This is a genomic window from Synechococcus sp. NOUM97013 (genome assembly GCF_014279815.1).
Taxonomy (GTDB): Bacteria; Cyanobacteriota; Cyanobacteriia; order PCC-6307; family Cyanobiaceae; genus Synechococcus_C.
In genome coordinates, this window is sequence record NZ_CP047941.1 from 328,304 (window position 1) to 347,473 (window position 19,170).

General features: G+C 61.1%; 20 protein-coding genes. 13 read left to right on the forward strand and 7 right to left on the reverse strand.

The genetic code is table 11. The annotated features are described in order from the left end of the window. Nucleotides 1–90: 90 nt before the first annotated feature. From glyA to SynNOUM97013_RS01610, 6 genes are all read left to right on the forward strand, one after another. Nucleotides 91–1,380: a serine hydroxymethyltransferase gene (gene glyA / locus SynNOUM97013_RS01585; RefSeq protein WP_304623131.1), complete on the forward strand. Its 1,290-nt coding sequence runs from the start codon at nt 91–93 to the stop codon at nt 1,378–1,380. 90 nt (nt 1,381–1,470) lie between these two features. Further along, nucleotides 1,471–2,628, forward strand: coding sequence for an MraY family glycosyltransferase (locus tag SynNOUM97013_RS01590; RefSeq protein ID WP_186480508.1), 1,158 nt, complete (start codon nt 1,471–1,473; stop codon nt 2,626–2,628). Then, nucleotides 2,621–3,895, forward strand: coding sequence for a competence/damage-inducible protein A (locus tag SynNOUM97013_RS01595; RefSeq protein ID WP_186480509.1), 1,275 nt, complete (start codon nt 2,621–2,623; stop codon nt 3,893–3,895). The genes SynNOUM97013_RS01590 and SynNOUM97013_RS01595 overlap by 8 nt, the downstream gene beginning before the upstream one ends. A 41-nt stretch (nt 3,896–3,936) precedes the next feature. Beyond that, nucleotides 3,937–5,340, forward strand: a complete 1,404-nt coding sequence (gene leuC / locus SynNOUM97013_RS01600) for a 3-isopropylmalate dehydratase large subunit (RefSeq protein WP_186480510.1) — start codon at nt 3,937–3,939, stop codon at nt 5,338–5,340. A 52-nt stretch (nt 5,341–5,392) separates the two neighbouring features. Then, nucleotides 5,393–6,007 carry a 3-isopropylmalate dehydratase small subunit 2 gene (locus SynNOUM97013_RS01605; RefSeq protein ID WP_186480511.1) on the forward strand — a complete coding sequence of 205 codons (615 nt, stop codon included), beginning with the start codon at nt 5,393–5,395 and terminating at the stop codon, nt 6,005–6,007. 54 nt (nt 6,008–6,061) lie between these two features. Next, entirely contained in the window at nt 6,062–6,532 is a 471-nt protein-coding gene (locus SynNOUM97013_RS01610; protein ID WP_255442885.1) for a pentapeptide repeat-containing protein, read from the forward strand. 12 nt (nt 6,533–6,544) lie between these two features. Here the strand turns inward: SynNOUM97013_RS01610 and SynNOUM97013_RS01615 are convergent, their stop codons facing one another. Together SynNOUM97013_RS01615 and SynNOUM97013_RS01620 are read right to left on the reverse strand one after the other, a co-directional pair. Next, a complete protein-coding gene (locus SynNOUM97013_RS01615; protein ID WP_370586437.1) occupies nt 6,545–9,748 on the reverse strand; it encodes a DUF3769 domain-containing protein in 3,204 nt (1,067 codons plus the stop codon). A gap of 129 nt (nt 9,749–9,877) precedes the next feature. Next, nucleotides 9,878–9,997, reverse strand: coding sequence for a photosystem II reaction center protein I (locus tag SynNOUM97013_RS01620; protein ID WP_006042333.1), 120 nt, complete (start codon nt 9,995–9,997; stop codon nt 9,878–9,880). Nucleotides 9,998–10,033: 36 nt separating this feature from the next. Here SynNOUM97013_RS01620 and SynNOUM97013_RS01625 point away from each other — a divergent pair, with 36 nt between their 5' ends. Further along, entirely contained in the window at nt 10,034–13,027 is a 2,994-nt protein-coding gene (locus tag SynNOUM97013_RS01625; protein WP_255442887.1) for an alpha-mannosidase, read from the forward strand. Here SynNOUM97013_RS01625 and psbN read toward each other — a convergent pair. Further along, nucleotides 13,015–13,155 carry a photosystem II reaction center protein PsbN gene (gene psbN, locus SynNOUM97013_RS01630; RefSeq protein WP_186480512.1) on the reverse strand — a complete coding sequence of 47 codons (141 nt, stop codon included), beginning with the start codon at nt 13,153–13,155 and terminating at the stop codon, nt 13,015–13,017. The genes SynNOUM97013_RS01625 and psbN overlap by 13 nt on opposite strands. A gap of 86 nt (nt 13,156–13,241) precedes the next feature. Here psbN and psbH point away from each other — a divergent pair, with 86 nt between their 5' ends. The 4 genes from psbH to SynNOUM97013_RS01650 are packed head-to-tail and all read left to right on the forward strand — an operon-like array spanning nt 13,242 to nt 14,598. Then, a complete protein-coding gene (gene psbH, locus SynNOUM97013_RS01635; protein WP_006042330.1) occupies nt 13,242–13,442 on the forward strand; it encodes a photosystem II reaction center phosphoprotein PsbH in 201 nt (66 codons plus the stop codon). A 22-nt stretch (nt 13,443–13,464) separates the two neighbouring features. Then, entirely contained in the window at nt 13,465–13,704 is a 240-nt protein-coding gene (locus SynNOUM97013_RS01640) for a TatA/E family twin arginine-targeting protein translocase (protein WP_186480513.1), read from the forward strand. A gap of 7 nt (nt 13,705–13,711) precedes the next feature. Further along, the gene (gene pth / locus SynNOUM97013_RS01645) at nt 13,712–14,341 is read left to right on the forward strand and encodes an aminoacyl-tRNA hydrolase (protein WP_186481358.1); all 630 of its coding nucleotides are present in this window, start codon (nt 13,712–13,714) and stop codon (nt 14,339–14,341) included. Next, a complete protein-coding gene (locus tag SynNOUM97013_RS01650) occupies nt 14,341–14,598 on the forward strand; it encodes a DUF3146 family protein (protein WP_186480514.1) in 258 nt (85 codons plus the stop codon). The genes pth and SynNOUM97013_RS01650 overlap by 1 nt, the downstream gene beginning before the upstream one ends. Here SynNOUM97013_RS01650 and SynNOUM97013_RS01655 read toward each other — a convergent pair. From SynNOUM97013_RS01655 to rph, 4 genes are all read right to left on the reverse strand, one after another. Further along, nucleotides 14,582–15,013 (reverse strand): resolvase, encoded by a 432-nt coding sequence (locus SynNOUM97013_RS01655; RefSeq protein ID WP_186480515.1) that lies wholly within the window; start codon nt 15,011–15,013, stop codon nt 14,582–14,584. The two genes, SynNOUM97013_RS01650 and SynNOUM97013_RS01655, sit on opposite strands and share 17 nt — an antisense overlap. Further along, nucleotides 15,010–16,215: a DUF3084 domain-containing protein gene (locus tag SynNOUM97013_RS01660; RefSeq protein ID WP_186480516.1), complete on the reverse strand. Its 1,206-nt coding sequence runs from the start codon at nt 16,213–16,215 to the stop codon at nt 15,010–15,012. Before SynNOUM97013_RS01660 ends, SynNOUM97013_RS01655 begins: the two co-directional genes overlap by 4 nt. A 58-nt stretch (nt 16,216–16,273) precedes the next feature. Beyond that, the gene (gene ntcA, locus SynNOUM97013_RS01665; protein ID WP_186480517.1) at nt 16,274–17,008 is read right to left on the reverse strand and encodes a global nitrogen regulator NtcA; all 735 of its coding nucleotides are present in this window, start codon (nt 17,006–17,008) and stop codon (nt 16,274–16,276) included. Nucleotides 17,009–17,074: 66 nt separating this feature from the next. Further along, nucleotides 17,075–17,809, reverse strand: coding sequence for a ribonuclease PH (gene rph / locus SynNOUM97013_RS01670; protein WP_186480518.1), 735 nt, complete (start codon nt 17,807–17,809; stop codon nt 17,075–17,077). Nucleotides 17,810–17,944: 135 nt separating this feature from the next. Here rph and SynNOUM97013_RS01675 point away from each other — a divergent pair, with 135 nt between their 5' ends. Continuing rightward, nucleotides 17,945–18,553 carry a cob(I)yrinic acid a,c-diamide adenosyltransferase gene (locus SynNOUM97013_RS01675; RefSeq protein ID WP_186480519.1) on the forward strand — a complete coding sequence of 203 codons (609 nt, stop codon included), beginning with the start codon at nt 17,945–17,947 and terminating at the stop codon, nt 18,551–18,553. Next, nucleotides 18,553–19,146 carry a dCTP deaminase gene (gene dcd / locus SynNOUM97013_RS01680; protein WP_186480520.1) on the forward strand — a complete coding sequence of 198 codons (594 nt, stop codon included), beginning with the start codon at nt 18,553–18,555 and terminating at the stop codon, nt 19,144–19,146. Before SynNOUM97013_RS01675 ends, dcd begins: the two co-directional genes overlap by 1 nt. The last annotated feature ends 24 nt before the right edge of the window (nt 19,147–19,170 follow it).

Here is a 19,170-nt window from a genome sequence, read left to right on the forward strand (position 1 = left end):
CTTTCAAACTGCCTCCGGGCAGTTTTTTTTTGTCTTTTTCGACAAACAGGGCCCGTTGCTTACGATTTAGGCAACGCAACATTGCAAGGCATGACGGATTTCGCTTCGGCCCCGATCAATGCATCCTTGGCCGCCATGGATCCGGCCATCGCTGGCCTGATCGATCAGGAGCAGAAGCGGCAGGAGACCCACCTCGAACTGATCGCCTCTGAGAATTTCGCGTCCCGCGCTGTGATGGAAGCGCAGGGTTCCGTGCTCACCAACAAGTACGCCGAAGGTCTCCCCAGCAAGCGCTACTACGGCGGTTGTGAGCACGTCGATGCCATCGAAGAACTGGCGATCGATCGAGCGAAAGAGCTGTTTGGTGCTGCCTGGGCGAATGTGCAGCCCCACAGTGGTGCGCAAGCCAATTTCGCGGTCTTTCTGGCTCTGCTGCAGCCTGGCGACACGATCATGGGACTCGATCTCTCCCATGGCGGACACCTCACCCATGGCTCGCCGGTCAATGTCAGCGGCAAGTGGTTCAACGTTGTCCAGTACGGCGTCGACAAGCACTCCCAGCGCCTCGACATGGAGGCCATCCGTCAGCTGGCGTTGGAGCACAAGCCAAAGCTGATCGTCTGCGGCTACTCCGCCTATCCCCGCATCATCGATTTCGCCGCCTTCCGTGCCATCGCTGACGAGGTCGGTGCCTACCTGCTGGCCGATATGGCCCACATCGCTGGTCTCGTGGCAGCTGGTGTGCATCCCAGCCCCGTGCCCCACTGCGATGTGGTCACGACCACCACGCACAAAACCCTTCGGGGGCCTCGCGGAGGTCTGATTCTCTGCCGTGATGCCGAGTTCGCCAAAAAGTTCGACAAGGCCGTGTTCCCCGGAAGCCAGGGCGGTCCTCTTGAGCATGTAATTGCGGCAAAAGCCGTTGCCTTCGGTGAGGCTCTGCAGCCGGCGTTCAAGCAGTACAGCCAGCAGGTGGTCGCCAATGCCTCAGCGCTTGCGGAACGTCTGGTGGCCCGCGGCATCGATGTGGTGAGCGGTGGCACCGACAACCACGTGGTGCTGCTCGACCTGCGCGGCATCGGCATGACTGGCAAGGTCGCCGACCTCCTGGTCAGTGATGTGCACATCACGGCCAACAAGAACACTGTGCCCTTTGATCCCGAATCCCCCTTCGTGACCAGCGGTCTGCGCCTCGGTACCGCCGCGTTGACCACGCGCGGTTTTGATGTCGAGGCCTTCCGCGAGGTGGCCGATGTGATCGCTGATCGTTTGCTCAATCCCGAGGATGATTCGATTCAGGCCCGTTGCTTGGAGCGAGTGGCAAGCCTCTGCAGCCGTTTTCCTCTGTACGCCACGGCTGCAGAGCCGGCGCTTGTCTGACTGGACCACACCCCCTTGGATCCACTCCAAGGGGCTGCCTAGGATTGCCCCATTACGGTCCGTACAGGGCTGCCACCTCCGGAGTTTTGCGTGACTCTCGCGAGCACTCCTCTCGCAGTCGCCATCGGGATCTTCGTCGTTTCGGCGTTGATCACCACGGTGATTGCGCCGGTGGTGCGGCGGCTGGGGTTGCTGCATGGATTCACCGACACGCCTGATCCGCGCAAGCAGCACAGCGTTCCCATGGTGCGTTTGGGTGGAGTGGCCATGGTGTTGGGCTTTTGTTTGGCCCTGGGGTTGACCTGGCTGGTCGGTGGATTCGGACTGCTCTCCCCAGCCCGCGATCAATTGATCTGGACCACGCTCGCGGGTTCGCTCTGCTTCTTCGTGATCGGTCTGGCTGACGACCTCTTTTCGCTCTCGCCCTGGCCGCGGCTTGCAGGTCAAGTGGCTGTTGCTGTGGTGGTCTGGTCGCAGGGGGTGCAGATCGGTGCGATCGATCTCCCCTGGTTGTCCAGCAGCGCAGAGGCGTTGGTGCTGCCCGACATGATCAGCCTCTTGGCCACGGTGATCTGGCTGGTTGGAATCACCAATGCCATCAACTGGTTGGATGGGCTGGATGGTCTTGCCGCCGGAGTGGCGGGCATTGCGGCCATCGGTCTCGTGTCGGTGAGCTTCTCTTTGCATCAGGTCGCTGCAGCGTTTCTCGCTGCAGCGCTCGCCGGATCCTGCTTCGGCTTTCTCCGGCACAACTTCAATCCCGCCCGCATTTTCATGGGCGACGGGGGGTCTTATTTCCTTGGTTTCAGCTTGGCTGCCATCAGCATCGTGGGCCCCGCCAAGGGGCTGACCACCGTCAGCCTGCTGCTGCCGCTGCTGATTCTCTCTCTGCCCTTGGCTGACATGTCGGCCGTGATCATGGGGCGGCTCCGCTCAGGACGATCTCCCTTCTATCCCGATCGCCGCCATCTGCATCACCGGCTGCTCAGGGCCGGATTCAGTCATCGCCGAACCGTGCTGCTCATTTACGTGTTCACCCAGTGGCTCGCAGCCATCGCGATGGTGGTGGCCAATGTGGAGATGCGTTTTCTCTGGCTCGGTCTTGCCACAGCGATTCTGGTCGGCACCGTCGTGGTGATTCAGCGTCAACGGGGCGACGCGCTCGAGTCTGAAGCTGTGCTCACTTCGAGTGATTCGTCAGTTCCGGAGGATTGTCCCCAGTCCTGCTGTTCCGACCCCCATGGTTGAGAGATCTCAGCCCTTCGGTGTGGAAATCCTCTGCGTCGGCACGGAGCTGCTGCTGGGCAACATCCTTAATGGCAATGCCCGCTGGCTGGCAGAAGAGCTTTCGGCCTTGGGGCTACCGCATTACCGGCAGACCGTGATCGGCGACAACCGTGAACGGTTGATCGCCCAGATTCAAGAGATTGCAGGACGCTCGCGGGTGTTGATCACCACCGGTGGGTTGGGCCCCACTCCCGATGACCTCACTACCGAAGCGATTGCCGCTGCGTTTTCAACGCCCCTTGAGGAGCGGCCGGAGGTCTGGGCTGACATCACGGCGAAGTCACGCAGTCGTGGTCGGGAGCCCAGCGTTGAGACCCGTCGTCAGGCCTTGCTGCCTCAAGGCGCAGCAGTGCTGCCCAACCCCACCGGGACTGCTCCGGGAATGATCTGGTCACCTGTGGAAGGGTTCACGCTGCTGACCTTCCCTGGTGTTCCGAGTGAGATGCGGGCGATGTGGCAACAGACGGCTGCACCCTGGTTTCGTCAGTCTGGTCTGTCCACTGGTGCTTACGTCAGCCGCATGCTGCGGTTCTGGGGGATCGGCGAATCGGCGCTGGCTGCGCAGGTTGGCGATCTGCTCGATCAGTCCAATCCAACGGTGGCACCGTATGCAGGCCGCGGAGAGGTGAAACTGCGAATCACGGCGCAGGCCGCGTCCGAGGCCGAGGCGCAGCGTTTGGTGATGGCCACGGAAGACGATCTGCGCCAGCGCACCGGCCAGCTCTGTTTCGGGGTCGATGATCAATCGCTGGCCAGCATTGTGCTTGCGCAACTGCGTCGACGCGGTCAGACCCTGGCAGTGGCTGAGTCCTGCACCGGAGGGGGGCTGGGCGCCGAGCTCACCGCTGTGCCTGGATCGTCGGACGTCCTTCTCGGCGGGGTGATTGCCTACTCCAATGCCATCAAGAACAAGGTGCTCGGTGTGCCGGAAGCTCTGCTTGAGCAGTTCGGTGCCGTCAGCGATCCTGTCGCTGAGGCGATGGCGGAGGGCGTCCGTCGCCTCACAGACAGTGACTGGTCTCTGGCCATTACGGGGATTGCGGGGCCAGGTGGTGGCACCGAGTCCAAACCGGTGGGTTTGGTGCATCTCGCTGTTGCTGGCCCCGATGGATGTGAGAGTCATCCCATCAGACTCGGCTCCAGCCGCGGTCGTGACTGGATCCGCATGGTCAGTGCCGGTGAGGTGCTCAACCGCCTGCGGCTGCGGCTGATCGCATCGAATTCCTGATAGCTGGCCATCTAGGGTTGGCTGTTCACAGCTGGCCTGGAATGAGCAGCGGAACCCTTTACGACAAGGTCTGGGATCTGCATCGTGTCGCGGATCTGCCTGGCGGAGCCACACAGCTGTTCATCGGTCTGCACCTGATTCATGAGGTGACCAGCCCCCAGGCTTTTGCTGCTCTCGACGAGAAAGGTCTGTCGGTGCGCTGTCCTGAGCGCACGGTGGCCACCGTTGACCACATCGTTCCCACCCTCAGCCAGGCTCGCCCGTTCGCTGATCCTCTGGCGGAGGAAATGCTCAGCACGCTGGAGCGCAACTGCGAACGTCATGGCATCACCCTCAATGGCCTCGGTAGTGGTCGCCAGGGGATCGTGCACGTGATTGCTCCCGAGCTGGGCCTCACCCAACCGGGAATGACTGTGGCTTGCGGTGACTCGCACACCTCCACCCATGGCGCCTTCGGTGCGATTGCTTTCGGGATCGGCACCAGTCAGGTGAGGGATGTGCTTGCGAGCCAGAGCCTGACGATGAACAAGCTCAAGGTGCGCCGGATCTGGGTGGAGAACCGTCTCAGCGAGGGTGTGTTCGCCAAGGATCTGATTCTCCATGTCATCCGCACTCTCGGGGTGAAGGCAGGGGTCGGTCATGCCTACGAATTCGCGGGACCCGCAATCGACGCCCTGTCGATGGAGGAGCGCATGACCCTCTGCAACATGGCGATTGAAGGTGGTGCGCGCTGCGGCTACGTGAACCCTGATCAGGTCACCTTCGACTACCTCAAGGGCCGAGCTGAGGCACCTGCGGAGGGACTGTGGGATCGAGCCGTCACGTGGTGGCGCTCGCTGGCCACAGATGCTGATGCTTGCTTTGACGACGAGATCCGTTTCGACGCTGCCACCATTGCTCCTACGGTGACCTGGGGGATCACCCCTGGCCAGGGCATCGGTGTGGATGAGTGTGTTCCGGTCTCGGACGAGCTCGAAGCTGCTGATCGCCCCATTGCGGAAGAGGCCTATCGCTACATGGATCTTGCCCCCGGTCAGCCCATCGAGGGTGTGCCGGTGGATGTGTGTTTCATCGGCAGCTGCACCAATGGTCGACTCAGTGACCTGCAGGCTGCTGCCGCTGTGGCCCGCGGTCGCCATGTGGCAGAGGGCATCAAGGCGTTCGTGGTGCCTGGCTCTGAACAGGTGGCCCGGGCTGCAGTCGCAGAGGGATTGGATCAGGTGTTCCGGGAGGCTGGTTTCGAGTGGCGGGAGCCAGGCTGCTCCATGTGTCTCGCCATGAACCCGGATCGTCTGGAGGGACGTCAGATCAGTGCCAGCTCCAGCAACCGCAATTTCAAAGGCCGTCAGGGTTCTCCCAGCGGTCGCACGCTGCTGATGAGTCCAGCGATGGTCGCTGCCGCTGCAATCGCAGGCCGAGTCAGCGATGTACGTCAGCTGAACTGAGCTCAGCGCTTCCAATTTCGTTGTTTTCTCGCTCCCGTTGTCTGTTTCGCTCATGACTGAGACCACTGCCTTCCCTCAGGGTCCGATTGTTCGGGTGTCAGGTCGTGGACTGGTGCTCCGGGGTGATGACATCGATACCGACCGGATCATTCCGGCCCGTTTTCTCAAATGCGTGAGCTTCGATGCCCTGGGTGAGCAAGCGTTCGCGGATGACCGCACGGAGCTCGCCGGCAAACACCCCTTCGACCAGGAGGCGCATCAAGGCGCGTCGATCCTTGTGGTGAATGACAACTTCGGTTGTGGATCCAGTCGTGAGCATGCGCCTCAGGCGTTGATGCGCTGGGGCATCCGAGCGGTGATCGGCGTGAGCTTTGCTGAAATTTTCTACGGAAACTGCCTGGCACTAGGCATTCCCTGCGCCACGGCTGGCGTGGACGAGATTCGCAAGCTTCAGGATGCGGTGCAGGCTGATCCAGCTGCGGAATGGACCCTTGATCTGGAATCACTGACGCTCAGTGATGGTGCGACGACCCAGGCGCTGGCTTTGGCCGGTGGTGCGCTCGACATGCTGCGCAGCGGTCAATGGGATGCCACCGGACAGTTGCTGGCCAGAGATGCTGAGCTCACCCGCACCATGGCAGGGCTTCCTTATCTGCACGGCTTCTGATTCGCGGCAGACAGCTGAATGATTGTCTATGACTGAGACAGAGGCTCCTCGGCCATGACTCAGTTCAGCTTTGTTCCGATGGCCGCTGCCGTGCTGCTGAGCGGTCTTGCTCCTTTGGCGCTGCGTGCTGGAACGGTCGAGTCCCTGCGGGTTGAACCCTATGGATCACCCCACGAACGCCTGATTCAGTCCGGTGCCTGCGTGGGCTGTGATCTACGTGGTGCTCCTCTGGAAGGCGCTCATCTCATCGGTGCTGATCTCCGCAATGCCGATCTTCGCGGAGCTGTTCTGCGAGAAGCCAATCTTGAAGGCGCTGATCTCAGTGGAGCCCGTCTTGATGGGGCTGATCTGCAGGGAGCCAGCCTCAGCAACGCCGATCTCTCCGGAACAGACCTGCGTCGTGCTGATCTGAGGGGCGCAGTGGTGATCAATGCCTATGCCCCCGATGTGCGTACAGAGGGCATGCGTTTCGCCGGTGCGGACCTCACCGGCAGTCATCTGATCTACGGAGGCGGCACCGATTGACGCCCCTGGGCATCAGAACGGTCGCTCTTCCAGTTCGTTGGGCAGATTTCTCGGTGTGTACGGAATGAAGGGGCGTCCGGTTCCCGTGAAGTTGAAATCATTCAGGCGGAAGCGGAAGCCGCCGATGCCTTCGTAGGGATTGAAGTAGAACCCGAGGTCATAGCTGCGCCGTTGCCAGCGCAGTTCGATGTTGGAGTTGATCACGTTGCCGTAGAACTCCGAGCCGGGGTCGATGTTGACCCCCACGCCTGCATTGAGCAGCAATGGACCGGCGATTTGCTGTGTGATGCCGATGCCGAGTGTGGCGAGATCCACCGGCTGATCGAATTTGAAGGGGCTTTCACCCTGCTTGAGGGTGCCACCCCCTGACACCGACAACTGGGTGTAGTCGAGGAATGGCTTGCTGAAGGTGCCGAGGGTCAGGGTCGGTCCACCGGTCAGGCTGATGGTGCCTTGGCTTCTGCCGTCACCGAAGGCCGCCATGGTGGTGTTGATATTGGTGCGGAATGTGAGGCCAGGAACGATCGCCACCGGCGAGTAGCGATAGGCCGCTTCCGGAGTGAGTGCCGCAGGCTTCCCGCGCCAGAGTGGATAGCTGCTGTTCATCGACCCGTAGAAATTCGCTCGCATGGTGTCGATGAGCGGATTATCGCTCTGGTTGGTTGTCGTGAAGCTCTCGGCCTGATAGTTGCCGACGCCCAGACGCCAGATGTAGTTATTGCTGAGCTTGCCCCAGTTCCAATTGCCTTTCTTCTCGCCGAATACGCCAAGAGCGCTGTAGACGTCGGTCTCACCCAGTGAGCCGTTCCAGGTGCGATAGCGGTAAGCACTGAAGAGACGGGCTTCCACTTCTCCCAGAAGTGGAAGATCGACAAACCGAGTCACATCGCCCCAGAAACGACTGCCGTTCAGGAAATTGCTCGGATCGAGCGTGCTGATGTCGGCTTCGGCCTTTGCCGTCCAGCCCATGACCTCCGCACTGAGCTCAGCTTCAAGGCCAAAGAGATCACCGAGGCTGTTCTCCTGGGTCACTTTGGCGCTGTCGATCGATGTGCCTGGGGCCACATAGCTGGAGTTGTCCCCGTTGATGGCCCGTTGCAGCATGAATTGCGGTTCGAGCTCCAGGGTGACATCGCTTGAGAGTTCGATCGGGCGGAGCATGCGCCCGATGTAGAAGCCACTGCGGTCTTCATCGTCGATGCCAAACACCCAGCGGTTCTCCACCTCTTCCTCTTGCTGGATGCGTTGCGTTCTCGAGACGGGGATCGGCAACCGCTCCTCGACGATCAGTCGGTTGCGCTCACTCTTGATCAGGATGTCGCCGTTTTCCACTTCCGTGGCGACCACATCCTCGGCATCGATGCGTGTCTGCGCTGGCGTGAAGGGGTCGTTGGTGAACCCCATCCGATCGCTCGTCCATCCCTCAGGGGTGAGTTGCACGCGCGCAGCCTGAATTCTCCAGCGACTGATTTCCCCTGTGATCAGCTTGGTGTCTCCTCGCTTGTTCAGTTGGGTGGGCTTCACACCGCCATAGCGATTTTGTGACAACACCTCGCTGTTGCGGAGGCCGTCGGCCCCTCCCTGGTTTTGTTCAATCACAAAACGTTGTTGCAACTGAATGCTCGTGATGCGTTGATCAAGAGCGGCGATCGCTTCGCTGCGCAGTCGTTCCTGTTCCCGGGGCGACAAACGTGATTCACGGGTCTGGGCAAGTGGTTCCGAAGAAAGACCATCTGTGGTGGCCCTGTCTGAACTGCGCGTCGGGTTGCCGAGGGTGATGTCTTCCAGCTTTTCGCTGAGTGTCTGTGGTGCAAGCCTCGACTCTCGGTTGGGATCAGGACATCCCAGTGGAGGCGGCACTTCTGTGCCGACGGAAGCCGGTTGGTCCTGCCCCCAGCGGTATCGCACACCCACCAGGTAGGCGTTGCTGCCTTCCTTGACGCCGTTGTAGGTGCCGAAGGCTCCCGATCGGTGGTGAATGCGTCCCACCAGGGACAGCTGCTCTGAAACGGTGGCCTCCAGTTCGAAGCCGAGATAGTTGAGCAGTTGCGAGAAGTTTTCTCGGTAGGTCTTCTCGTAGTTGCTGACGGAGGTGTTGTAGCTGATGCCTTCCACAAACCCGAAGCTCAGCCAAGGCTGCACCCAAAGGCGGGCGCCGATGCCGAGGATGCCTTCCCCGAACAGCTGACCTGGGGTGTCTGCGTTAGGGACGTCCTGGTTGAACGGTCCGCCCTGTTGCACGTAGGCCTGGTGGCCGAAAAGATCCGCTTCGAGTTCCAACTGCAGCGGTCCTGCACGCCAGATGCGTTTCTGCAAGCTGACGCCGAGCAAATACTCCGGCCGCATCCTGCCGTTGAAAAGAAACGTGTCGCCGAAATTGGAATCGATCATCTGCCCGCCCCAGGCGGTGACGGCCCAGGGATGCGGGTGCCAGTCGGGAATCGGTGGCAGTACGGCCGGGCAGGCCATGTAATCGCCTGGCGTTGGATTGTCAGCAGGCTTGTCGGGAACCGCCCATTCCGTTGCGGGCATGGGAAGCTCGGCTTCCCAGAAGTTGGCACCGTCTCCCTGGGGACTGATGCGATTGGCTGTGCTGGATTCCAGCTCGATGTCAATCGATGTGGGGAACCCAAGCCCGTTGCTTTCGATGACCGGCAGCAGCGCCTTGGGATCCCGGCCGGGGTCCTGAGAGCGACGGTCTACGGAGTCGCGGCTGGTGTCGCCTGCGCTCGGATTGCTGGGAAATGGGTTGAAGTCAGCTGCTGCTGAGTCGAGGTCGAGAACGCCGTAGACGTCCTCCATGGCGCCGTTGCGGTGCACCAGGCTGAAGCGCAGCGTGCTGGCCTGAAAATACTGAGCGCCTTTGCGATACCGGACGCTGCCTCGAGCAAAGAGGCTGTTGAAGTCGCTGTCGAACTCAAGCCGATCGGCCTGCAGCACGCCGCCATTGAGCAGCAGACGCACATTGCCTTCCGCGATGAACAGCTGGCGTCTGGCGTCGTAACTCTGACGATCGGACTTCAGCCGCAGTTCGAGGGGCGGCTCAGGAATGGCATCTGGATCTGGGTCAGCCTGCGAGGCTGACCTCGCCGTCAACGATGCACTGTCTTCAGAGCTTGCGAGTTCATTGATCTCGCTGGAACGGCAGGGGGACCCCAGTACGGCAGCAACCGCCATCAGGCCGGTGAGCGTGATCGAAGTCCGGGACGCTGACAAACCTGCGGCGCAGTGGCCGGTGATCCTCACATGGTCACCACCAGCAAAGGGCTGGAAATGACCAGTGCGCGTCGTGACCCTTCAGTGCCGGGTTGAACCGAACACCGTTGGATCCGATTCAATCCCCAATCAATCTTCCAGATCCTTGCGGCTGGGTGTCCGGCTGGGATCACTCGCCAGGAATCCGAACACGAAGATCCCGAGGAAGAAGAAGACGACCGAGTAAACGGAGATCTTGAGGGCGAGCATGGAGACCGACCGGCGTCTTTACAGCGCCATCATCTTATGGGTCAAGGTTGGGAGATCACGATGCAGGCCCCTCTGCAAGCCCGACGATTGGCGTGGATTGAAACGTTTCGACGTCGCAGCCGGGTGGATCTGCTGTCGTTCTGGCATCGCCATGGCGATCGGCAGCAACGGGCGGTCGTGCAGGAGCCATGGGGTGCAACGAACCGCCCTGACTGGGCTGAGAGGGGTCTGTTGATCTGGCCCCGCGGTGGTGTCTGGCTGCAGATCGAGCAGACGATCACCTGGCCTGAGCACTGGCGTCCTTGCGCGGACAGCTGTGAGCGATTGGAATTGAGCTGGTGGGCCGACGAAGTGCGTCTCTGGGTCGACGGCGATCTGGTCCATGAAGGGGATCTATTTGACACCCGCTGTCGCTGGGCGTTGCCGCATCACTGGTGTGAGGGGCCGGGAGTGCATGTCTTGCTGGAGCTGCGCAGTCCCTGCCACGACGATGGTGCGTTGATTACCAGTGCGTTGGTGCGTGAGCCGAAGCATCCCGAGCGGGATCCCCAGGGATGTCTGCTCCCGGAGGCCCTGCAGCTTGCCGGCACGGCTGTTGATGCCATGCCTGAGAGTTGGCTGGCGTGCGATCCAGAGTCAGACGAAGCCGTGGATCTGGTGCGGCAGCACCTCGCTCTCCAGTCCCGTCCCGGAGGTGGTCTGCATTGGGTCGGGCACGCCCATCTTGATCTGGCTTGGCTCTGGCCTGTGGCCGATACCTGGCAGGCAGCAGAACGCACGTTCCGTTCCGCCTTGCAGCTGATGGAGCGTGATCCTGAATTGCATTTCGCCCATTCCACGCCGGCTTTGTACAGCTGGATGGAGCGCTATCGCCCAGATCTATTCGCACAGATTCAGGAAGCCAGTCGCGAGGGACGCTGGGAGCCCATCAATGGACCCTGGGTTGAAACCGACTGTGTGCTGATCAGTGCAGCGTCGCTTTGGAGGCAGTTTCAGCTGGGTCAGGAAGCCAGTCGCCGGCAGTTTCCGGAATGGCGACACGACTTGGCCTGGCTCCCTGACAGCTTTGGTTTCGGGGCAGGCTTGCCAGCGGTCGCTCAGGCAACGGGTGTGCGTTGGTTCTGCACCCACAAGCTGGCCTGGAATGCCAGCAATTCCTTCCCTCATCGTCTGTTCCGGTGGCGCAGCCGAGGCGATGGGCAGGTGCTGGCGCTGATGCTGCCTGGGATCGGCACCGATGCCAGCCCCGTGGCCATGCAGCAGGAACAGCGTTGTTTCGAGCAGGCCACCGGCGTGGATCAGGCGTTGTGGCTCCCTGGTGTTGGTGATCACGGTGGTGGGCCAACCCAGGAGATGCTCGATCAGCTGCAGCTGTGGGACTGCCACCCCCAGTCGGTGTCACGACGTGGGGGCACGGTGCGTGGCTATCTGCAGGGGTTGGAGCCCTGGACGGCGTCGATGCCGATCTGGCGGGATGAGCTTTATCTGGAGTTGCATCGCGGCTGTCCCACCTCGCGTCCGGATCAGAAACGTCACAACCGCACCTTGGAAAGGCTGCTGCGCGAGGCGGATCTCGTCGAAGCGCTGGGTGCGGAGGCGATGCCTGGCAGGGACTGGCCCACGCTTCTGTTCCAGCAGTTTCATGACATCCTTCCCGGCACCTCGATTCCGGAGGTCTTCGATCAGGCGGAGTCTCAGTGGCGCCGCGCACGCCGTCAGGCGGCAACCGCTCTCACGGAAGGTTTGCGCTGTTTGCTCGATGGCAAGGCCTCTGATGCCGTGCCAGCCCCCGATGGTGTTGAGCGTTGGGCCTGGTGCGGTCTGCAACCGTTGCAGCGTTGGTCCCCGCTTCGGAGGTTGCCGAGCGGTGATTGGCGCTGCCAGGGACGCGATCTGCCGGTGCAGCAGGCTGCCGGTGGCGGCGTTTGGGTCCAGCTTCCAGAAGCTGCAGGCATCGTGGCCCTGCCGCTCGAGCGCAGGATGGATGCGATCGCCGGCTGTCCTGCTTCCGAAGCGATCCGTCATCCCATCTGGGTGCAGACCCTTGCCGAGCAGCACTGGCGTCTCGGTAACGGCTGTCTTGCGCTTGAGGTGGATGAGCGCGGTCTGATTCGTCTGCAGGATGCCCAGGGCGTGGATCAGCTCTCTGCCCCTGTTCAGATCAAGCGCTATCAGGACCATGGCGAGTTCTGGGATGCCTGGGATCTTGCGGGCGACTATTTGCAGCATCCGCTGCCGCTGCCGCAGCGATGGCAGGTGGAGATGCAGGAATGTGGCCCTCTGTTGGCACGGGTGGTTCTGCGTGGCTCGTTCGGCGACAGCACGCTGCGGATGGATCTGATCCTGCGCGCAGATACACCGTGGCTTGAGCTCCAGCTCAGCCTCGATTGGTATCAAACCCATGAACTGCTGCGGATGGTCTGCCCGCTGGCGGCTCCAGCCGTGCGCTGGGCGGCAGACACCAGTGGGGGTGTGCTCGAACGACCTGCCACCGCCACAACACCTGGTGAACAAGCGCGATGGGAGGTGCCGGTGATTTCCTGGATGGCCAGTGAGGCGTTTGCTCCGGGTGGAGGTCTGGGATTGCTGCTCGACGGGCCCCAGGGCGCCGATGCTGGACCTCAGCATCTCGGTGTGTCCCTGCTGCGTGGTCCGACTTGGCCGGATCCGTCGGCTGACCAGGGGCGTCATCGGCATCGACTGGCCCTCATGCCGTCGCCGCAGGGGTGGATGCGGGATGGCCTGCCGCAGGCCGCCATCGCTTTTCGCGAACCGGGCTGGCAAGGGCCGATGGACCTTGTGGAGAGTTGGCAGGGCTTTCCGGCCCTACCCCAGGCGCTCACACCAGTGTCGTTGCGCTCTGATCCGGAGCGGGCTGGGACGGTGTTATTGCAGGTGCTCAATCCCGGCGCAGCCCGGGTGATCTGGTCACCTTGTGACGGTGACTGGAGACTGGAGGGAGGGGCCGATGCCGGCCGCATTCCACCAGGTGTCCTCCGTGAACTCAGGCTGGTGCGTCAGTCCTCGTGATCATCAAAAGGATCGTCCAGTCGCTTGGATGGCGGACCGAAGGCTGTGTAGACCCCGAAGCCAGTGAGTCCAAGCAGGGCAGTCAACACCGCAATCGCCACGGATAGGGCCGGGGAGGAGCTTTCCATCACATCTCTCGACAGGATTGACCCTCTTCAGGGCCAGGACCCCTAGAGTATCCAGACTGAACTTCACCCGAGACCTCAGCGCCGCTATGGCTCAACGCACCCGTCTGGGCGATCTGCTCCGTCCCCTCAACTCCGAGTACGGCAAGGTTGTCCCCGGCTGGGGTACAACCCCAGTTATGGGCATCTTCATGGTGCTGTTCTTGGTCTTTCTCCTCGTGATCCTCCAGCTGTACAACCAGTCGCTGATCCTGGAAGGCATCAATGTGAATTGGAACGGTGCCGGCTGACCCGGCTGCATAGGTTCCTTTCATGAACATCTTTGGTATAGGCCTGCCTGAAATGGCGGTCATCGGCGCGGTTGCGCTGCTGGTGTTCGGACCCAAGCGTCTGCCGGAATTCGGCAAGACGCTTGGTAAAACGCTGAAGGGTTTTCAAACGGCGTCGAAAGAGTTTGAGCGGGAGATCAGCAAAGCCATGGCTGAACCCGAAGAACTGCCTGCTGCGAAGACTGAGATCGAGTCTTCTTCTCCGAAGGAGCACGAGGACTGAACCCTTGATTCAAAGCGGTGACCTCCGATTGGTGGTCGGGTTAGGCAATCCGGGCGAGAAGTACGCCTCCACTCGCCATAACGTTGGGTTCATGGCCTTGGAGCAATTGGCTTCTCGCGAGGGAGGCCGTTTTAAAGCGATGGGCAAGTTGCAGGGCGAACTGGCGGATGTCGGTTCCGGTGGTGCCCGTCTCCGGCTTTTGATGCCGCAGACCTTCATGAATGAAAGCGGTCGTTCGATCCGTGCGGCTCTCGACTGGTTCGGCTTCGAGATTCACCAGCTGATCGTGCTGGTCGATGACATGGATCTACCGCTGGGCCGGCTGCGGCTGCGCGCTGGTGGTGGTGCTGGAGGGCATAACGGCTTGAAAAGCACCATTCAGCATCTGGGGACGCAGCAATTTGCCCGGTTGCGAATCGGGATCGGTGCTCCTGGACGCACCCCGGAGGAGCGCCGCGCTCGCACCGTGTCTCATGTGCTCGGCCAGTTCAATCGCGATGAAGAGCCACTTCTCAATGATGTGCTGAGCGAGGTTCTCCGAGGTCTTGAACGCATCCAGCGCCAGGGCCTGGATCGTGCCGGCAATCATCTCAATGGGTTGAATCTGGCTCCGGTGGCTGAGGATGAAGCGGTCTGATGGCGCGGCTGCCCGTCACCACAGCGCATCTGCGTGTGCATCACCAGAGCTTTCGAGACCAATGCCTTCAGGGTGAAGTGCAGGCGGGGGGATTCAACTGGGAATTTCAGTGGTTCTTTGATCGTGGTGAACTCTGCGTTGAACCTTCACTCGGCAGAGCCCTGATTCAGGACGCGCTTCAGCGCTTTCTGGTCAAGTCGGATTATCGGCTGGAGGCCGGTGGGGATTACAGCTTCACGGTCAGGGCCCGATTCTGAGCGATGACGGCTCCGGCCAATCGAGTGGAAACCCGAGGTGGTTTTCCAGCATCACCAGTGCTGCGACAGCGTCCAGTTCGCCTGGGGGCAATTGCAGCCCAAGAGGCACCAGCCTGCGCCAACCGCGCGCTGGCCATAGCTGCCAATACCGCGATCGTGCCATCAATGTCGTGCCACGTTCGTCAACCAAAGTCACTGGCAGTTCGGTGGGGAGTTGCGCTGTCCAGTGAGCACTGGAGGTGCCATTGCCCACGATCAATTGTTCCGGTGGCGTGGAACGCTGCCACCGTTCCAGGGTATTCAGCACAGCATCGGCTGGGAGAACATGCCCTTCGATCACGCAGCGTTGCTCTTGGGACGCCAGCACCAGCCCGCACTTGCTGCGACCTGGATCAAGGGCGGCAATCCAGCTCATGAGCCCGAAGCATCCGAATTGGATTCGATGCTTCGCTTGATTCTGAGCTCGATCGCCACTGGATCGGCCGTTTCGCTGCGGCGAGCCGCCACCGCTTCGAGTTCAACGCGTCCCCGTCCCCGCTCGATCAGTTCCTTGGCGAGGCTATTCAGAGCATTGCCATCAAATTGGAGTCCCTGGCTGAGGGAGCCACGGCGCTGGGCCTTTGCCAGCGTTGATGCCAACAGCAAGTTGAGGCGGTTGCGGATCGCTTGCGGATCGCGTTCGTCACTGTTGAGCGTCGTTGTGGCCAGCACTTCACCTTCGATGGTGACCGTGACATTGGGACGGACATCCGGGAAGGCATAGACCACACGTTCGCCACGGAGCACATTGGCGGCGGAACGCAAGAGAACCACCCAGGTGCCGGGCTTGCGAATGGCCTGTTCGAGCCGGTTGATGTCTTGTCGGGGCACCAAGAGAATCTGCCGATCCGGGGCTTCGCCCGGTAGCACCTGTTGGTAGGCCTGCTGATTGGCCTCTCTGAGGATCTGGTCGATGACCTGGCGTGCCTGATCCGGTCGATCGAGTTTGAGGGTGACCGTTGCAAGAGGCTGGCCACTGCTGATCGCCACATTGCCCCGTCTCAGGGCGAGCAGATTCTCCTCCAGTTGCAGCAGTTCGTTTTCGCCGTCGCGGATCTGTGCACGAACGGCGTTCAGCTCGGCATCCGTGCGACGAATTTCGGCATCACGATTGCTGACGTCCTGGCTGAGGCGCTGACGCTCCGCTTCGAGGCGACGGGTCTGCTCCTGCAGCGGTTGCAGCGTGCTTCGCAATTCGCTGGCACGGGCTTGCGCGTCAGCCAGGGTTTGCCGAGCTTCGATTTCATCGCTGCGGGCCTGTTGGAGCTGGTCGCGTGATTCCTGCTGTGCTTTTTGGCTGGCCTTCAAAGCGGTGCGGCTGCTGCGCAGACGCGCCTGGAGTTCATTGAGTTCGAACAGGCCGACCCGCAGCTGGCGACTCACCAGGAGCATCAGCCCGAGCGACAGCACACTGATCAGGCTCCCTGTGAGCACAGTGATCAGGACTGCGGTCTGACGTGGGCGCAAGCCAAACAGACTCAGTCGGGCTTTGCCCACCCTTGAGCCCAGGCGATCTCCAAGTGTTGACAGCACCCCCCCCAGGATGAGGAGGGTCAGCAGCAGCAGCCAACCTGTCACGTGCTCTCAACCATGCGGCAGCCCGCTGAAGTGGTGCCCATCTTCACCCGTCGAGCATTTAGCTGAACCGCTTGGCTAGGGCGATGGGGTCAAGAACGGTGATCTTCTTGCGGTCGATCTCCACCAGGCCGGAGTTGCGCAAGTCTCCGAGCAGACGGGTGATCGTGACCCGCGTTGAACCGATGGCTTCCGCGATCGCTTGGTGGGACAGACGCAGGTCGATCGTGATGCCCTGCGTGCTGGGAATGCCGAAATCGCGGCAAAGCACCAGCAGAAAACTCACCAGTCGCGACGACATGTCGCGGTGCGTGAGCGTTTCGATCATGGTTTCGGTCTGCAGGATCCTGCTGGACAGACCTTGCAGCAGCAGAAGCCCAACGCTGGTGTCGGCTTCGATTGCCTGCCTGACGGAGCTCGCAGGTGCCGTCACCATTTCCACCCGTGTGAAGGCAACGGAGTGATAGAAGCGGTCGGAGCGATGACCCGTGAGCAGAGAGAGCACCCCAAAGAGACTGTTCTCTCGCAGTAGCGCCACGGTGATCTCTTCACCGGATTCGTAGACCCTGGAGAGACGCACGGCGCCGCGGCGGATCAAGTAAACGCGTTCTGCTGGATCGCCAGGGAAGAAGATCGTTTTGTTGCGCTCTACCAGTTCGGTGCTGGCACCTTCGAGCTCACGGATCACCTCCAGCAGCGTTCGGCTGGAGGGCGTGGGTGCATTGGTCAGGCTGGTTTCAGGCATCCGACCAACGGGTGGGACGGTTCGGCTGAACCCGCGCATCACTTCTGCCATCTCGACCCATCTGATGGGTGGAAGTTACGGAGCGATGCGGGGTCACCCTGTAGCAATCAACACGTTTCACGCTGCTGGTGAGTCCTGGAGTGCTGTCTGTTGGTGTGCCATCAGCCGGCTGAGGCCCGGTTCCGCCAGGTCCAGCAGGCTGTTCAGCTGTTGGCGGCTGAAGGCGGCACCCTCCGCTGTGCCTTGCAGCTCCAGGAGATCACCGGCGTTGTTCATGACCACATTCAGGTCCACGTCGGCGCGGCTGTCTTCGCTGTAGTCGAGATCCAGAAGAGGTGCACCATCAATCAGGCCCACGGACACGGCGGCCACTTGCGCTTGCACGGGATTGCTGCTGAGGCGGCTCTGCCCCACTAAACGTTCGCAGGCTTTCTGCAAGGCCAGCCAGGATCCGGTAATCGCCGCGGTCCTGGTGCCGGCATCGGCCTGAATCACGTCGCAGTCCACCAGCAGGGTGTTTTCCCCCAGCGCTTCCATGTTCAGGCATGCCCGCAGGCTGCGACCGATCAATCGCTGAATTTCCTGCGTGCGCCCGGAGAGTTTCATCAATTCGCGTCGCTGACGTTCGGGAGTGGATCCCGGCAACAAGCGGTATTCAGCACTGAGCCATCCCAGGCCTTGATCCCGACGCCAGCGGGGAACGCCCTCCTCGTGGCAAACGCTGCAAAGCACTGCGGTGCGGCCAGTGCGCACAATCACGGAGCTCAGGGCAAAGCCCATGGGGTCCCATTCCACCGAGAAATCCCTTAGGTCGGCGGGCATGCGGCCATCGTTGCGCGCGGTTTCGCTCATCGGTTATCAGCGTGTGTTGATGAGCCTGCCATTCGGTATGAGACACCAGGGATGGTGTCGAAGATCTTGTGAATCGCATTTTCACCGCTAGATTCGAAGCCTCCTGGTCGTTGTGGACCAGTCCAGACGAACGCGATGACCGCAAGCCTGAGCTCCAGCCATCGATCCCGCGATAGGCGCGGTGCCGATCACGGAGCAGTGGAGCGCTCGCGTCTTCAGCCCTTGCCGGCGCTTGACCCTCGCCCACCCCTGCATCTGGTGGCCCCTGAAGGTCAGCTTCAGGTGCACACCGCTCCTTATCGCGGCAGTTTTGGCACTGTGCTCAGTCAGGCCCTGCGGAGTGCCGGACTGGGAAGCCGCGTGGCCGTGATGCAGTTTCTTAAGGGCGGTGTTGCTCAGGGGCCTGAGGCTGCGCTTACCTTGTGTGACCGCATGACCTGGATGCGCCCAGCCGTGATGGAGTGCCTGTCGCAGCCCGCCAGTTCATCCGAGCCGGCCACGATTGAGGCGGTCGAAGCAGTCTGGGCGGTTTCCCGCGACCATCTCGCCTGCGGCGATCTCGATCAGCTGGTGCTTGATGAGCTGGGTCTGGCAATCGCCCTTGGATACCTCGATGAACAGGATGTGCGTGCCAGCTTGGAAGCTCGTCCGGGATCAATGGATGTGATCATCACAGGGACATCCATTCCTGAGTCCCTGATGGGGCTTGCGGATCAGGTCACCGAATTGCGCCGGGGTTTCTGATGCTCAAGAACGACCGCTGGATCACAGAACAGGCTGCCTCCGGCATGCTGGAACCGTTTCAGGATGGCCTGGTTCGTCATCTCGATCCCGATCAGCGGCAGCATCCTGTTCTGAGTTTTGGATGTTCGTCCTATGGCTACGACCTGCGGCTGTCGCCTCAGGAGTTTCTGATTTTCAAACACGTGCCAGGCACGGTGATGAATCCCAAGCGATTCAATCCAGCCAACCTCGAACCCACGGAACTGCATCGGGATGAGGACGGTGAGTACTTCATTCTTCCCGCCCATTCCTATGGACTTGGCGTGGCGTTGGAAAAAATGAAAGTGCCCCCCAACATCACAGTGATTTGCCTTGGCAAAAGCACCTATGCACGTTTGGGAATCATTGTGAACACAACACCGGCAGAAGCCAGCTGGGAAGGCCATCTCACGCTGGAATTCAGCAACAGTTCCGGCGCTGACTGTCGGATCTATGCCAACGAAGGAATCTGCCAGCTGTTGTTCTTTGAGGGTGATCCCTGCGACACCACCTACAGCGATCGTCAGGGCAAATACCAACATCAGCCTGAGCGGGTGACGCTGGCCAAGGTCTGAATGTCCTTGGCTTGAATGTCTTCA